General features: G+C 56.9%; 11 protein-coding genes. 1 reads left to right on the forward strand and 10 read right to left on the reverse strand.

Going from position 1 to position 15,094, the window contains the following annotated elements; translation table 11 throughout:
• Nucleotides 1-157: 157 nt before the first annotated feature.
• The gene (locus ACWAU4_RS08955) at nucleotides 158-2,071 is read left to right on the forward strand and encodes a TonB-dependent receptor domain-containing protein (RefSeq protein ID WP_025010695.1); all 1,914 of its coding nucleotides are present in this window, start codon (nucleotides 158-160) and stop codon (nucleotides 2,069-2,071) included.
• Between the two features lie 151 nt (nucleotides 2,072-2,222).
• Here ACWAU4_RS08955 and fhuF read toward each other — a convergent pair whose 3' ends face one another.
• The 10 genes from fhuF to ACWAU4_RS09005 all read right to left on the reverse strand — a co-directional run bounded on the left by fhuF (nucleotide 2,223) and on the right by ACWAU4_RS09005 (nucleotide 14,806).
• Nucleotides 2,223-3,050 (reverse strand): siderophore-iron reductase FhuF, encoded by an 828-nt coding sequence (gene fhuF / locus ACWAU4_RS08960; RefSeq protein ID WP_208125761.1) that lies wholly within the window; start codon nucleotides 3,048-3,050, stop codon nucleotides 2,223-2,225.
• Nucleotides 3,041-3,916, reverse strand: coding sequence for an ABC transporter ATP-binding protein (locus ACWAU4_RS08965; RefSeq protein ID WP_208125762.1), 876 nt, complete (start codon nucleotides 3,914-3,916; stop codon nucleotides 3,041-3,043). Before ACWAU4_RS08965 ends, fhuF begins: the two co-directional genes overlap by 10 nt.
• Nucleotides 3,913-4,974 carry a FecCD family ABC transporter permease gene (locus ACWAU4_RS08970; protein ID WP_025886762.1) on the reverse strand — a complete coding sequence of 354 codons (1,062 nt, stop codon included), beginning with the start codon at nucleotides 4,972-4,974 and terminating at the stop codon, nucleotides 3,913-3,915. The genes ACWAU4_RS08965 and ACWAU4_RS08970 overlap by 4 nt, the downstream gene beginning before the upstream one ends.
• The gene (locus tag ACWAU4_RS08975) at nucleotides 4,971-6,020 is read right to left on the reverse strand and encodes a FecCD family ABC transporter permease (RefSeq protein WP_208125763.1); all 1,050 of its coding nucleotides are present in this window, start codon (nucleotides 6,018-6,020) and stop codon (nucleotides 4,971-4,973) included. Before ACWAU4_RS08975 ends, ACWAU4_RS08970 begins: the two co-directional genes overlap by 4 nt.
• Complete coding sequence (locus tag ACWAU4_RS08980; RefSeq protein WP_208125764.1) at nucleotides 6,017-7,117, reverse strand: iron-siderophore ABC transporter substrate-binding protein; 1,101 nt, start codon at nucleotides 7,115-7,117, stop codon at nucleotides 6,017-6,019. The genes ACWAU4_RS08975 and ACWAU4_RS08980 overlap by 4 nt, the downstream gene beginning before the upstream one ends.
• A 65-nt stretch (nucleotides 7,118-7,182) precedes the next feature.
• Entirely contained in the window at nucleotides 7,183-9,339 is a 2,157-nt protein-coding gene (locus ACWAU4_RS08985) for a TonB-dependent siderophore receptor (RefSeq protein WP_243756845.1), read from the reverse strand.
• 35 nt (nucleotides 9,340-9,374) lie between these two features.
• On the reverse strand, nucleotides 9,375-11,267 hold the full coding sequence (locus ACWAU4_RS08990; RefSeq protein ID WP_208125766.1) for an IucA/IucC family protein: 1,893 nt from the start codon (nucleotides 11,265-11,267) through the stop codon (nucleotides 9,375-9,377).
• Nucleotides 11,264-11,881: a GNAT family N-acetyltransferase gene (locus ACWAU4_RS08995; RefSeq protein ID WP_208125767.1), complete on the reverse strand. Its 618-nt coding sequence runs from the start codon at nucleotides 11,879-11,881 to the stop codon at nucleotides 11,264-11,266. Before ACWAU4_RS08995 ends, ACWAU4_RS08990 begins: the two co-directional genes overlap by 4 nt.
• Nucleotides 11,881-13,227 (reverse strand): lysine N(6)-hydroxylase/L-ornithine N(5)-oxygenase family protein, encoded by a 1,347-nt coding sequence (locus ACWAU4_RS09000; protein WP_208125768.1) that lies wholly within the window; start codon nucleotides 13,225-13,227, stop codon nucleotides 11,881-11,883. Before ACWAU4_RS09000 ends, ACWAU4_RS08995 begins: the two co-directional genes overlap by 1 nt.
• A gap of 10 nt (nucleotides 13,228-13,237) precedes the next feature.
• The gene (locus tag ACWAU4_RS09005; RefSeq protein WP_197021448.1) at nucleotides 13,238-14,806 is read right to left on the reverse strand and encodes a pyridoxal phosphate-dependent decarboxylase family protein; all 1,569 of its coding nucleotides are present in this window, start codon (nucleotides 14,804-14,806) and stop codon (nucleotides 13,238-13,240) included.
• Nucleotides 14,807-15,094: the final 288 nt, after the last annotated feature.

The raw sequence follows: 15,094 nt of genomic DNA on the forward strand, positions 1-15,094 counted from the left end.
TTCGCGTCATTACATTGTAAATGATAACCAATATCATTTATGTGTTGTAAAGATTATGCTACTTTTTCGCGCCATGGAACCAGGGGCTTTACCTGGATTTACCCAAAAGCAACAACTTACAAGGCGCAATCGTCGCCGCGATAATCGGGGGAATAGAATGAAACTGGATAAGTGCCGCAAACTGCTTACCTTGAGCCTGGTCGCCATGGCTGTCAGTGGTTATACCCAGGCAGATGAAGGTGAAATGGAGCATATGGTCGTTACTGCCAGTGCCAAGGATCAGCAACTCAGCACTGCACCTGCCTCAATCTCGGTGATCGATGCCGAAGCGATTAAGCTGATGCCGGTCAAAGATCTGGGGGATGTGCTGAGAAACAGTGTCGGCGTGAATGTGGTGACCAACGACTCGGGCCGAAACAGCATCTATATCCGTGGTATGGATGAAGACTATGTACTGATGTTGATCAACGGCAAGCGGGTTTCTTCTTCCAATGGTCTGTGGCGCGGCGGTAACTTTGACTTGACCGCTATCCCCATCGACGCCATCTCCCGGGTGGAGATTGTCCGCGGCCCCATGTCGGCTCTCTATGGTTCAGATGCGGTTGGCGGGGTCATCAACGTGATCACCAAGGCGCCAGATGATGACTGGCAACTGGTACTCGACAGCGAGTACAGTTGGATGCAGGACGGCGAGGGCGGTGATCGCAGTCGTACCAACCTGTTTGGCTCGGGCAAACTCACAGATAATCTGGGGCTGATGTTCACCGCAGAGGTGGCCGAGCAGGACGCCTGGCTGATGCCCGAACTGACCCCGAATCAGGACACCATAGAAGAGCGCAAGACTCGCAAGCTCTATGGCTCGCTCACCTGGCAGCTGGCAGACAATCAATCGCTGGACTTGGATTATCAATACGATAATGACAAGGTGCCCTTGACCACTTTTGCTGCCAATTCAAAACGCGAGCAGAAGATAGAGCGCAACACCTTTGCTCTGACTCACAGAGGCGAGTGGAGCTGGGGTGGCACCGAGCTTTTGGCCAACCTGGAAAAGTCGGATATCTACGACTACAACAGTCGCTATTCGCTGCAGCCCCCTTTGGGACGCGACATCGAAGAGAAAAACACTACCTTCAGAGGCTCGGCCTTCTTTAACCTGTGGCAGCAGGACTGGACAGTCGGCGCCGAGTACTTTGAAACTGAAGTCGACGATCCTGTACAATATCCGCTTACCGGTGGTGACAGTGTTGAACAATACTCGCTGTTTATTCAGGATCAGTTCGATTTCCTGGATGATTTCACCCTGACCCTCGGCGGCCGCTACGAAGACAACGAAAAGTACGGCAGCCATTTCAGCCCCAGGGCGTATCTGGTTTACCGTGCTTCGGATGCACTGGTGCTCAAAGGTGGTGTCGGCACGGCATTCAGGGCTCCGGCACTGTTTGAATCATCTCCGACTTTCTCTTCAGTCAGTTGCCGCGGCGCTTGTACTGTGGTGGGCAATGCAGATCTTGAGCCCGAAACCAGTGTCAACTATGAGCTGGCAGCCTTGTGGAGTCAGCCTTCCTATGAGCTGTCTGCAACCTTGTTCCATAACAAGGTGGAAGATCTGATCACGGTTTCGGCTTGGGATGGTTCCAGCCCAACCCGTACTTACTACAACGAATCCAAGGTGACTTTGCAAGGGGTAGAGCTGACCGCCAGCGTGGATATCACGGCGGATCTCGGCCTCAAGGCAAACTACAGTTATCTCGATACCGAGACAGGTGACGGTGATGAACTCACTGGTCGTCCTCGCCAGAGTGCCAATGTGCAACTGGATTGGTATCTCACCGACGATTGGCAGCTGTATGTTGCCGGTAACTATTTCGGTTCATATCTGGATAGCAGTGCCGTGCGTCAGGATGGCTACAGCCGCTTCGATATCGGCAGCAGTTATCGGGTGAACGATCACCTGAAACTACGCGCCGGGGTAACCAACTTTACCGATGAGCAACCGGCCGAGGAAGACACCAACAGCGATATGATACTGCAAGGCCGTGCCTTCTTTGTCGGTGTCAGCCTGAGCCTCTAAGCGTCTGGGCCTACTCCCGGCCTGAATCCTTTAAATAGCCAGGATTGCAATAAGAAAAGCAGCGACTTGTCGCTGCTTTTCTTTTGGACAACATTTTATTTCTCCATCGAAAGGCTCAGGTGATAACCACCAAAAGGCATTGAGCCGTAACCTAACCGCAGGCCTTTTGCCCTTTGCCTTTGCGACCATCTTTATCCAGCGGGCAATCGGCGCACATTTGGGTGCAGGGAAGCTTGTGCCGCAGGCAACAGGCGATACGCGGGCTTTGCTGCTGCTTGAGCCTTAGCTTTCGCCAAAACGGATGAGCAATCGGTGCAATATCAATCCGTGGCTGCAGCTCAGCTTGCTCGAACATCTCTCTTATCAATTGCCTACGCCAACTGACGGGCAGTGACAACTCACCCAGATACCAATGCACAATATAGGCTTGATGGCTGAAATGCAGCTTTGATGGCACTGGCCCCAGTTCTGCCAGGCGCTCGACAATGGGAATGAGCAACTGCTCGAGTAAGCTTTCCCAACTGGCAAGTTGCCCGGCGGGAGCCGGATGGCTGACATCTGCATCAAGCAGCAGATAGAAGGTTTCCGCCCGGCCGTTATCAAAAGGTTCAAGGTACCAGTTGCCACTGCAAGCTGCAGCCGCAATGGCGTGGTTAAGTGCGCTGCCGGGCTGACTGGCAAACAACCACTGCAGCAGGGGTGGCAGTTGCAGGCCGAAAAACCACTGGCTCCACATGGAGTGCAGTGCCCGGGCGTCTATCTCGGGCTTTGTGGCACAAGTCGTGGACACCTTGGCTTGATAACTCAGGGCAAATTGCTGCAGCAGCGCCGGGTAATGTGCCTGGCTCAAGACTGAGTTCAAGCTGATGGCTTCTTGGGGTAACTGCTCCAGACTCTCTATGGCTTTGAAGTGCTCGCCATAGAAGGCGGCTTTTTGTGCCAATAGTTGGTTGAGCTCGCTGGCAATACTTATTCCCATGACGGCAGTCCTCCGGTGGCATTGTTGGTCGAATCCTCCCCGCCTTGGTGCCCGGCGGCTCTGGGCTTTGCTCTGGGTCTGGGGATAATCATCGGGCAGTTGGCCTCGGGATCTGTGATTATGCTGGCATTGATATCGAACACCTGTTCCAGCAGGGCCTCGGTCAACAGTGACTCAGGCGTGCCGCCGGCAATCAACTTGCCATCACGCATCAACAGCAAGTGATCGCCGTAGCGCAGAGCTTGGTTGATGTCGTGCAGCACCAATACCAAGGTGCGGCCCTGATCCACCAACGCCCGGCAAAAGTCGAGTACTGCCAGCTGGGCGCGGATATCGAGAAACGAGGTGGGTTCATCGAGCAGCAGCAAGTCGGTTTGCTGCGCCAACACCATCGCCAGCCAGACTCGCTGTTGTTGGCCGCCTGAGAGCTCGGCCACCGGCCTTTGTGCCAGTGTGGTTAACCCTGTGGCAGCCAGGGCTTGGGCAACCGCCAGCTCATCTTGCTCTGACCATTGGTGCCACAGGCTCTGATGAGGGTAACGGCCGCGACTGACCAGCTCCTGCACATCTATTCCTTCCGGCAATTCAGGCTTTTGCACCAGTAGTGCCAGCTCCCTGGCTCTGGCCTTGTTGCTCAACTGCGCCAAGGGGGTGTGACCCAACATGACCTGGCCGCGTGTGGGCGGCAGTACCTGGCTCAAACACTTGAGCAGGGTCGACTTGCCACAACCATTGGGGCCAAGGATCACCGTCAGCTTACCCTTGGGGATGGCCAGGTTCATGGCGCTTATGATGGGCCGCTGGCCGTACTCGAGATAAAGCTCATGCCCACTGAGGGCTATGTCATAGTCAGGGTATTGGGTCATGATCTTTCTCCTTTCAGTCCCTTGGCCAGTTGCGGTTGTCCCCGGATTTCGCGGCTCAACAGCAGCGCCAGATAGGCGCCGCCGATGAGGGCGGTCAATACGCCTACCGGCAGCCTTTGGTTACCCGGCAGCAATAAGGTGAGGGTGTCGGCCCCGAGCAGCAACAGCGCGCCTATCAGCGCCGAGCGCAGCAGTGCCAATTGACGATTGCCAAAGCGGGCCAGATGCGGAGCCACCAAGGCAACGAAGGCTACAGGACCGGCGCAGAGTACGGCTCCCAGGGCCAACAAGGTGGCAAACAGCAGCGCCAGTGTTTGACTTTGGCGCACTGGGTTACCAAGCGCCTGAGCCAGTTCCTGGCCCAAGCTCAGCAGTGACAGACGGCGGGAGAGCAGCAACAGAGCGGGCAGTGCCAGCAGTAGCACTGAGGTTATCAGCAGCACATCACCCCAGGTGCGGTGTGCCAGACTGCCGGACAGATACCCCAGCATCTGCTGCGCCTGCTCTCTTTGCACCAGTGTCAGTACAAACTGCACCAGAGCGATGGCAAAGGCGTTGATGGCGATGCCCATCAGCACCAGATTGCGGGAAAACTGCCACTGGCGGCCGAGCCCTGCGAAAAACAGCAGGAGCACAACCCCTGTGCCCAAGAGGGCGCCGGGCAGCAATGGCAGTTCCGGCAGCCATAATAACCAGAGGACGGCGCCGGCACTGGCGCCGGCATTGACCCCGAGAATATCCGGGCTTCCCAGCGGGTTACGGCTAAGGCTTTGAAACACGGCGCCGGAGAGTCCCAGCGCCATACCGGCGCCGAGGGCGCACAGGGCCCTTGGCAGGCGTGATTGCCACAAAAGCCAGTTTTCATAGTCGGAGGCTTCGGCAAACAAGGCCTTGGCAAGGCTCACCGGCGCCAGGCCCTGACGTCCCAGCATCAGGCTAAGTAGCAGTGCACCGACAAGCAAAAGTACGGCCAGCAAGGCGGTCCTTATGGCGCCGGTGGAGGGGGCTCTTAAGGTTATCTGGCCCCATTGCCAGATGGGAAAACGGGTTGGTTTCATGACGCCTCCTTCAGGTTTTGCCCTCGGGCCATCAGGTACAGAAACGGCGCTCCCAGCAGGGCGACCATGATGCCAGTCAGCAGCTCGGCCGGCGGCATCAATACCCGCGCCAACAGATCTGCCAATAACACCATGGCGCCGCCTATCAAAGCGGCTCCCGGTAATAGCAGGCGGAAATTGAGTGTCAGATAACGCCTGGCCAGATGGGCACTGGCCAGGCCGACAAAGGCCAGCGGGCCGACAATGGCGGTGGCTGCGGCGCACAGCAAGGTGGCACCCAGCCAGGCGAGCAGCCCCTGCCAGCCCTGTGAGGCACCGAGCGCCTTGGCGGTATGATTATCCAGCAGCATCAGATTCAGCGCCGGTGCCAGTAGCCACAAGAGTGCCGCGGCGGGCAGCAGATAGGGCCAGAGCGCATGAAACTCCGGCCAGCCCAGCCCGGACAGGGAGCCCGCCATCCAATACCTGAAACCATCGAATAGCTGCGGGTTCAGCAGCACTCTGGCCTGGACATAGGCCCCGAGCACGGCGCTGATGGCGGCGCCGGCCAGGATCAGCCTGACCGCAGCGGATTGCCCTTGGGATTGCTGCGCCCTGGACATCATATACACCAAGGCGCTGGCCAGAAGCGCCCCGGGCAAGGCCTGCCAGAAGAGACTCAAACCCGCTGTTGCGCTCCATAGCCCCAGAGTGACCAGAGAGGCGCTGGCGCCGGCATTGACGCCAAGCAGACCGGGATCTGCCAAGGGGTTGCGGCACAGTGCCTGGATCACGCAACCGGCCATTGCCAATGCCATGCCGGCCAACATGCCGCACAGCAATCTTGGCAGCCTTGCCTGTAACACCAGCGACAGATGATCGTCTGCGGCCGGTTGCCAGAGCTTGCCCAGCATAGTCAGCGGTAGCGTGCGGGCGCCAAAGAGCAGGTTGGCCAATACCAGCAGCGCCAGTATCGTCAGCAGCCCAAGCAGGGTTAAAGCGTTACGTCCAAGACGGCTCGGGGACTGGGTCGCTGCAGGTTGCAGAAAGATTTTTGGGTGTGTCATCCCGGCCTCCCGTTTTTATTCGATGGCGCGCCTGTATCCGCGTCTGGCTGTGTGTCAGACGGCCTGTTTTGGCGAGGGTTTTCTTTTTGCTCTGCCAGGGTTTGTTGCAGTTGCGGCACCAGCTTGGGGATAGCCCATTTAACGCTTAGCAGCGAGCCGTAGGAGCTTGCCATCACCAGCGTCGGGTCGGTTATCGCCAGATACCGACCGCGGCGCATGGCGGGCAGACGACGGATAACCGCCATGGCTTCCACCTCGGCTCTGGCCTTGTCTGAGCTGTACCAACTGAGCAGCAGCTCGGCATCGTCCAGCATGTCGGCGCGCTCCAGTCCTATGTGGGCGGCGAAGTGGCCTCGGCTGGCATTGAGCCCAAAAAGCTGTGGTGGCAATACAAACCCCAGTGCCAACAGCAGATCCACTCTGGGATCGCCTGTGACATAAACCGAGAGATTGCCAACTCGACTGGCGGCATTGATATAGGCCAGGCGAACGCCATTGAACTCAGGGTTTTCGGCGGCGACTTGGGCGATATAGGCCTGTTGCTGTTTCAAAAGCGCTTCGGCCAGCACTTCTTTGCCGAGTGCCTTGGCTATCAGTTCCACCTGCTGCTTAACCGGTGTCAGCCAGGGTTTGTCCGGATAGGCGATGACGGGGGCCAGAGCGCTCAGCTGCAAAAAGCTTTCGCGGGTGATACCGGACTGGGGCGCCAGAATAAGATCCGGTTTCAACGCCAATAACCGCTCCACATCCAGCTCGGGGTAACTGCTGATGATGGCGGGCAGCGGCAGCTCCTGCGCTTCCAATGCCTGGCGAAACCAGGGTAGATAACCCTCTGCATCGCCGCCCCAGTAATGGGGTTCAATGGCGATGGGTACAACCCCTAAGGATAGGGTCCAGTCTTCGGCCCCGGCTCCCAGGGTCACTACTCGCTTGGGCGGCGACTCGATACAGCTGGTCCCGTGGGCCGTGGTAATGCAAACCGGATAACCGTCTTGCGGCGGTGTTTGGGCTTTGGTTTGCGGAGGGTCATAACAGCCCGTCAGCCCCAGGCTCAAAAACACGACAAGCGCCAACAGGCGCCTTGCTTCACACAACATATTTGTTATTCGCCCCGCAGTGCGGGGCGCTCCTTATTATGGGTAGTTTCACGGCATAACGCGGCTCAGAAACGGTAGTCCAGGGTGACGCTGAAGTTACGCGGCGCGCCATACTGGAATTGGTTATAGAAGCCAAGCTGGCTGTAATAGCTCTTGTCGAGCGCGTTATCCAGATTGGCTCTCAGACTCAACTGTTCATTGAACTTGTATCTCGCCATCAGCTTCACCAGGGCGTAGCTGCTTTGTTCCACTTCGACTTTACTCTTGTCCGGTTTTGAGACTTGGCTATAGATGCGGCTCTGCCAGTTGACCCCGGCGCCCAGCTGCAATCCGTGAAGCCAGCCATCGAATTCATAAGTGGTAAAGAGCTTGAGTTGCCGCTCCGGGTTGGTGGTGTTGATCTTTTGCCCTTTGGGATCTTCGGTATCAAACTGGGTGTAGCCTAGGTAAAGATCCCAGTTGTCATTGATGGAACCGTTGACCTCAAACTCAAAGCCGCGAGTCTTGGTACCGTCGACACTGCGGTAGATGGGGATAGTGCTGTTGGGCAGGTTTTCGCCGGTTTGCTCACCGACATTGTCCTGACGGATCTCAAAGGCGGCCAACGACAAGTCCAGCGCCTCATCGAACAAGCTGGCTTTGATCCCGGCCTCATAGTTGCTGCCCTTGATGGGGTCCAGGTAACGGCCATCGGCCTGAACCTTGCTTTGCGGGGTAAAAATGTCCGTGTAGTTGGCATACAGGGCATATTCGTCGCTCAAGGCATAGGTCAGACCCAGATAACAGGTGAACTCACTATCGACCTTATAGTCATGTTTGGCTCCAAAGTTATCCTGATCTGTTTCCCAGTTATCCAGGCGGCCACCGAGTACCATGGACAGGGCATCGGTCAGCTCAAGCTGGGAAGCGACATAGACAGCCTGTTGCTTGGTTTCACCCCAGGAGCCGTAGAGTACCTGATCGCTCCATTGCGGCTTTGGGTAATCAAAGCCGGGCTGCCCGAAGTCTCCCAGAGGCGGTTTGGCACCGAGAGCGCCATAGTAGGGGTTGGCAAAATCCTGTTTTTGTTGATTGGCACCGGCCACCAGTTGGTGGTTGCGGCCAAAGGCGTTGAAGTTGCCGCTCAGCTTGAGATCAAAGGTGTGCTGGGTGCGACTGCCGTCGATAAAGGCCAAAGAGCCGGGGACCATGCCCTCATTGGTGACAGGATCCGGGTTACCTGTTGGCCAGAGCACATCAAACTCCAGGCTGTTGTCACCATAGATATAGCTGCCTTTAAGGCTCCAATCCGGGTTGAAGTGGTGCTCCAGAGTCACGAAGCCGTTGAGCGCATCTGTCTTGGCGGAGGCCCAACTGGGGGCGGTGGATACATGACGGTCGTAATTGGTGCGGTTGCCGTCACTGTCAAACAGCGGCAAGCCGCCGGACATGGTGCCTTCCGGCCTGGTATGCTGGAAATCACTGCCCAGGGTCAGCAGAGTATTGGCTCCCAGATCCGCTTCCAGGATGCCATACAGGGTTTGCCGCTGCTGCTCATATCTGTGTTGCCAGTTTTCCCTGTCCTGATAGGCCAGCACCACCCGGCCACGGATGCTGGCATCCTGATTGAGGCCGCCGGAGAGATCGACCACGCCGCGCAGCATGTCCCAGGAGCCGCTGCTCAGGCTGACGTTGCCCTGAAACTCGGCAGTGGGCCGTTTTCGCACCAAATTGATGGCGGCAGAAGGGCTACCGGCACCCAGCATCAAGCCGGTGGCGCCGCGCACCACTTCAATGCGCTCGTATAGGGCGCTGTCCATCAGGTTATCGCCATAGTTGAAGCGGGTGTCATAGGTGGTTGCCACGCCATCATAGAGAATGCTGCTGACCGAGATCCCGCGGGCGCTGATGGAGTATCTGTCGTTGTCCGAGGGGCGGGCATTGATCCCGGCGACACTGGTCATAACATCTATGACAGAGTTGAGCTGCTGATCTTCAATGGCCTTGGCGGTGACGGCTGTGACAGACTGCGGCGTCTCGAGAAACGAGAGCTTCATGCCTGTGGCCGTGCTCATGTCACTTGCCTTGTAGCTCATTGGCTGGCTCTTGGCACCGACCACTGTCAGTACCTCCATCTCTTTCTCCTGTGTTTCGCTCTTGTCGGCGGCGAATGCCGGGGCGCTCAATAGCACAGAACAGAGAAGGGCGATGGGGGTCGGCCTGAAGCCATTAAGGGTTTGCATGTTTGTGTCCATTTTCCTGTTACTTCCTGGAAGGTTTACAAGGCCGGGTCTGCAAGACGCTCGGCCTGGGTGGGTGTCACGCCAAAGCTGTGGCTGGCGGCAAAGGGGTGCAGCGGATTGTCGATATCGCCGGCAAAGCGCAGGTTCTTCTCCCTGTCTTCGAGATCTATCATCTGCTGGTTGTTGTTGAGCTGGATCCGGTTCAGACAGGTGCGGACAAAGGTCGGCTGGAACAGATCGTAGCGGCGATACTTATCGGCAAACTGGGGGTGAGAAGCCTGATAATCACGTACCTTTCCGGCCACCAGGCTCCAGAATCCCTGTTCACTCAGGCTGGTGTGGCTATCGAGCAGCGGCGCCATAAAGCGGAAGATGCAGTCGAAAATATCCAGCAGTATGTAGTTGAGCTTCATCTCCTCTTCGAGCGAGACCGCCAGTTGCGCCACCCGTCCCGGCAGCGGCGCACTGCCGTTGAGAATTGCGACTTCTTCGCCTATGTCCTTCATCAATATGGTGACAGGCACCTTGTCATCCAGCACCAGAATAAGGTTCTCGCCATGGGGCATGAACACCAGATCGTAGGCAAAGAAGGCGTGCAGCAAGGGAGTAAGGTAGAGATCCAGCAGCCGGCTCATCCAGTCGCGGGCACTCAGGGGGGAAGCCTCGATAAGCGCCGCCAGCAGGCTCTGCTGCTGATTGTCCTGGTGCAGCAGCGCAGCCAGTGTCATCAGTTGCTGGCCGGGTTTTATTAAAGGCTCGCCCTGGAAGCTGAGAGCATAAGGGCTTTCACGCCACAGTGCCGAGAGCATCTTCTTGTAGGGGGTGTCTTTCTCCAGCGCCTGCTCATAGTATCTGTGGTGATAGCCTATGGCGGCGATCTCCCTGAGCAGCACAAATCTTTGCTTGGCAAAGAAAGGGTCGCTGTCGATAAGCTCGGCGACAAAGGCGTTGATCTCCGGGGTGCGGCTCATGTAGTAGGGCGATAAACCCCGCATAAAGCCCATATTGAGAATCGACAGCGCCGTCTTCACGTAACAGCGCTTGGGTTGGCTCAGGTTGAAGAAGGTGCGGATGGATTGCTGCACCTGATATTCATCACGGCCTTGTCCCAGGTGAATGAGGCGATCGCGGGCCAGATCGGCGGCGAATATGCGGCTGATCTTTTCGCGCCACTGCCATGGATGAACGGGCATCATAAAATAATCGTCCGGGTTTTTGCCCTGTTGCCGGATCTTCTGCTCAAATCTGAGCAACAAAGCATCGCCCAACTCATCTTGCAGCAGTTGGCGATAGTCGAGCCCGGCTATCAGCGCCAGGCTGGTATGTTCACTGCTGACCGCCAGCCACTCGAGTTGCAACGGTTGGCCGCTCTCCGGCGTAAAGGCCCGCCAGTCATCGACATCAAAACCTATGCGGCCGTTGTTGGCGACAAACACAGGATGGCCTTCGGTCATGGCCGCTTCTATCTGCTGATAGTCGCAATCCACCAGCTCCTGCACCGGCTTTGCCTGCCACAGGAGTTTGAAGGCCTTGCTGTAGAGGGTGCTGGTGATCTCTTCAAGATAGGTGGGCAGCAATGCATCGCTTATGCCGAGTCTCTCCTTGAGGGCAATGATAAGCAGCATGGCGTCCGGCTGTTGCTGCTCGCCATCTTTGAAACACTCGATGGAATCCGGCGCTATCTGCAGGTGATCCAGCTGATAACGGCGACCGCTGAAGCGGTAGCAGAGCTGACCATCCCGGCTATCCAGCTTGAGCTGCCAACAGGCCTCTTGCTCTGTTTCTGCTGGCAACAACAGCTCTGGCGCTATCAGCTTTTCATGACTGAATTCACTGAGAATTTTCGCCAGCAGATGGCGGCTTGCCTGGTTCCAGATGGCAGGCGTCAGATGGCTGAGACGGGTCTGTTCGATAATGGATGCTGTCATTGTGTGGCTCCTGTTGCCAGTGCGGCACTGAACCCAGGCAGGGTGCAAAAACCCAGCATGGCTTGTTTGTTTTCCAGTTGAATGGTGTGGCTGTAGCAGATGCCTACCGCACGGTTCAGCGGGTGTATCTTTTGGTTGTTGATATCCGGCTCTACCACCAGGCGGGCAAAGCCCAGATGCTGCAGTATCAGAGACACCACAGCAGTGATGGCCTGGCGGCTGAAACCGCGCTGAGGCTTAGTGGGAGGAGCCAGCAGCAAATGCATGCCGCAATCGCCGTGTTGGCAGTCAAAGTGTTTGCCCACTTCATCAAAGCGGGGATCGTACAGCTCGGTATAGAGCACAGGCTCTGCGTCGCGATAGGCCATCAGGCCAAACTTATCTGCAGTGGGGGCGAGCTCAACGCGGCGCTCGGTGGGCGTTAAGGATTGCATGCCCCAGAAGGCGGCATAGTCGCGGTCGAGCCAGTCGCTCAGGGTGTCAAAGTGTTCGCTTTCCCGATAGGCACAAAAATCAAAGTCGTTGACCTTGAGGCGCTTGCCCGGCGCAAAGCCGTATCTGGCGCTGAAGCCGGCTGTGTCGGCAGCCGGATTAACTGCTGTTTGAGAGGCCATCAGCTGGCCTCCCGCTGCAGAGCTTGATTGCTGCTGTGCCGGCGTTTGGGCGCACTGGTGTCTTGCTTGGGAATACCAAAGCTCTGGAAGGCAATTTGTTGCTCTATCTCGTAAGGTGCTGTGCCCAGGATCTGCCGCAATATGGTGGCGTTGCGATAGCAGCCCATTCCCAGATCCGGCGAACACAGCCCGTGGGTGTGCAGCCCCAGGTTCTGAACAAAAATTCGCCCGGCCTTGTCTATGTGATAATGACGCTGGACATCGGGATCGCCCTTTTGATCGAACAGCAGCTGCGAGTGGAGCGGCTCGAGAAAGTCCGGCAATTGGTAGCAGTAGCCGGTGGCCATCACCAGTGCCGAACTGGTCAGCTCAAACTCCTGCTCAAGTTCTGTATGTCTGCAACCCAGCAGCAGTTGCTGTCCGTCGCTGTGAACGCTTTGCAGTGCCGTGTTGGTCAGCAGCTGTACATCAAAATCACAGTGCAGGCGTTTTTGGTAAAGCAGATCATAGATGCTGTTGATCAGATCGGCGTTGATCCCCTTATAGAGGCTCTTCTGTGAGCCGATAAGTTCGCGGCGCTGCGCCTCGGGCAGGGCGTGGAAATAGTCGATATATTCCGGCGAGGTCATCTCCAGAGTCAGCTTGGTGTACTCAAGCGGGAAAAATCTTGGTGAGCGGGTGAGCCAGCGCAGGCGATAACCGTATTTGTCGATATCCAGCAGCAGATCTTCGAAGATCTCTGCCGCGCTTTGGCCACTGCCGACTATGGTGATGTCATTTTGGCTCTGCAGCGCCTGTTTACGGTGCAGATAGTTGGCCGAGTGCAGTACCCGTTTGTCGGCGCCGGGGCAGAAGTGAGGCATCCAGGGTTGGGTACCGGTTCCCAGCACCAGGTGACGGGCGCGCAGGCTCTGCTCTTGGCCACTGACTCTGTCCTGCCCCTTGACCAGATAGGTGTCGGTTTCGGCATCGAAACTGACCCGGGTGACCTTGAAATTGAATTTAAGGTTACTCAGCTCGGCGCAGACCCATTGGCAGTATAGATTATATTCCTGCCGCGGCAGGAAGAAGCTTTCGCGGATATAGAAGCTGTAGAGTCGGCCTGTCTGTTTGGCGAAGTTCAAATAGCTGTAGCGGCTGGTGGGATCGGCCATGGTCACCAGATCCGACATGACAGGGGTCTGCAATCTGGACGATTCCAGCAACATGCCGGGATGCCAGTCGAAACCGGCGCCGGCATCGACAAACAGACACTCAAGACCGTCAAGCGGCTCGGCCAGGGCCGCCAGGCTCAGGTTAAAGGGGCCTATCCCTATGCCCAGGATATCGTAGACTTTGGTTTGCATCAGTTCCTCCTCAGGCGCTGCAAAGCGCGCTGGTCTTGTAGTGACGGGCCTGCTCGCGACCGATTTTGCAGATGTCGGTTAATACGGCTTCGATATCCTCGAGACGGGTGTGAGGGTTGAGCAGGGTAAACTTGAGATATTGGCTGCCGGCCACCTTGGTCGCTGCAATCATGGCGCGGCCTTCACGGGCCAGACGGGCACGGATATGGCGATTGCATTCATCCAATTCGGCGCTGCCGAGTGCCGGGTCGTTGAAGCGAAACACCAGGGTAGTCAGCGACGGGCGCTGCGCCGTCTGCAACTCGGGGAAACGGCTAAAGCTTTCATAAAGCTCGGCTGTGGTGGCAATCAGGGTGTCGAACATTTCGCCTATGGCATCCGGCCCGGCGGCTCTCAGGCTCAGCCATAGCTTAAGGGCATCAAACCTGCGGGTGGTCTGCAGGCTCTTATTGACCAGATCCGGCACTCCGGCCTGGGCCTGGGACTCAGGGTTGAGGTAATCGGCATGGTAGGTGAGGTAACCGAGCACGCCTTTGTCCTTGACCAACAGCGCCGAGCAGCACACGGGCTGGAAGAAGGACTTATGGAAATCTAGGCTGACAGAGTCGGCCAACTCTATGCCTTCGAGGCGTTGGCGCTGAGTGCGTGACAGCAACAAGGCGCCGCCGTAGGCCGCATCCACATGCAGATAACAGCCGAACTCGCGGCAAAGGGCAGCTATGGGCGCTATGGGATCTATGGCGCCAAAGTCAGTGGTCCCAGCGGTAGCGACCACGGCGATGGGGATCAGTCCTGCCGCTTTGAGCTGCCTGAGTTTGCCCGCCAGCGCCTTGGGATCCATGCGCCGATTGGCATCACAACCGACACTCACAACCGCCTCGTGTCCCAACCCTAAAAGTGCGGCCGCCTTTTGAATGCTAAAATGGCTGAATTCAGAGCAGAGAATGCGGTAGCGGCGGGCATTGGCAGCCAGGCCGGCCAGAACATTGCCTCTGTGACCCGGCTCAAGGCTGCCGGCCAACTCTCTGGCAAGCAGCAGCGCCATCAGGTTGGACTGGGTGCCGCCGGTAGTGAAGACACCGTCGGCAAATCCTTGATATCCCACGCGCTCGCAGGCCCAGTCGATAACCTTCTGTTCAATCAGAGTCCCGCCGGCGCTCTGATCCCAGGTTTCCACCGCAGTATTGATGGCAGAACTCAACTGCTCGGCCAACAAGGATGTGAGCATTACAGGGCAGTTGAGGTGGGCCAGATAATCAGGGTGTTGGAAGTAGATGGCGTGGCTGAGATAGAGCTTGTCCAGTTCGGCCAGAACTTGCTTCATGTCCCCGAGGGGGCGGTCAAGATTGATATCGGAAAATGCGCTTTGCAGCTCTTCGGGGCGAATGCCACTGCTGGGGCCATCCAGCCGTTCAAGGCGGTGTTTCAGGGTATCCATGCCCAGTTGCATCAAGCGGGAGTAGTGGTGTTCGGGTGCGATACCAAAGAGTTCAGTGTGGGGAGCGAACGGCAGGTGGCCGGCGGCATCATAGCTCGGGTCATTGCTCGCCTGTTCAGGCTCCATGCTGGGGTGTGTCACTTTTGCCTCCTTTGCGACTGACATGAGGTCAGTCATCAATGACAAGTCACCCAGGGATAAGGAACTACTTCGGCCTTTCCCTGGGCCATTCCTTTTTTGCTGTCATCCGTTTCTCAACGACAGCGGCGACAAATTAGCATGCACTCAAATACAAATGCAAATGATTCTCAATTGATTTGTGTAAAGATGTAACTGGTCTGATTAGAAGTCTGTACCGATAACCACAAATTGGTCGGATAAAGACGGCATTTACAGCATTGGGAGCGACTGATTTGAGAGTGGCTGAGT

The sequence above is a fragment of the Shewanella sp. FeAMO genome (assembly GCF_053653955.1).

Bases quoted from the DNA above. Each gene is read 5' to 3' on its own strand.
- ACWAU4_RS08965 (WP_208125762.1), bottom strand. From the start codon at position 3,916: ATGACCCAATACCCTGACTATGACATAGCCCTCAGTGGGCATGAGCTT.
- ACWAU4_RS08985 (WP_243756845.1), bottom strand. From the start codon at position 9,339: ATGCAAACCCTTAATGGCTTCAGGCCGACCCCCATCGCCCTTCTCTGT.
- ACWAU4_RS08975 (WP_208125763.1), bottom strand. From the start codon at position 6,020: ATGACACACCCAAAAATCTTTCTGCAACCTGCAGCGACCCAGTCCCCG.
- ACWAU4_RS08955 (WP_025010695.1), top strand. From the start codon at position 158: ATGAAACTGGATAAGTGCCGCAAACTGCTTACCTTGAGCCTGGTCGCC.
- fhuF (WP_208125761.1), bottom strand. From the start codon at position 3,050: ATGGGAATAAGTATTGCCAGCGAGCTCAACCAACTATTGGCACAAAAA.
- ACWAU4_RS09000 (WP_208125768.1), bottom strand. From the start codon at position 13,227: ATGCAAACCAAAGTCTACGATATCCTGGGCATAGGGATAGGCCCCTTT.
- ACWAU4_RS08970 (WP_025886762.1), bottom strand. From the start codon at position 4,974: ATGAAACCAACCCGTTTTCCCATCTGGCAATGGGGCCAGATAACCTTA.
- ACWAU4_RS08990 (WP_208125766.1), bottom strand. From the start codon at position 11,267: ATGACAGCATCCATTATCGAACAGACCCGTCTCAGCCATCTGACGCCT.
- ACWAU4_RS08995 (WP_208125767.1), bottom strand. From the start codon at position 11,881: ATGGCCTCTCAAACAGCAGTTAATCCGGCTGCCGACACAGCCGGCTTC.
- ACWAU4_RS08980 (WP_208125764.1), bottom strand. From the start codon at position 7,117: ATGTTGTGTGAAGCAAGGCGCCTGTTGGCGCTTGTCGTGTTTTTGAGC.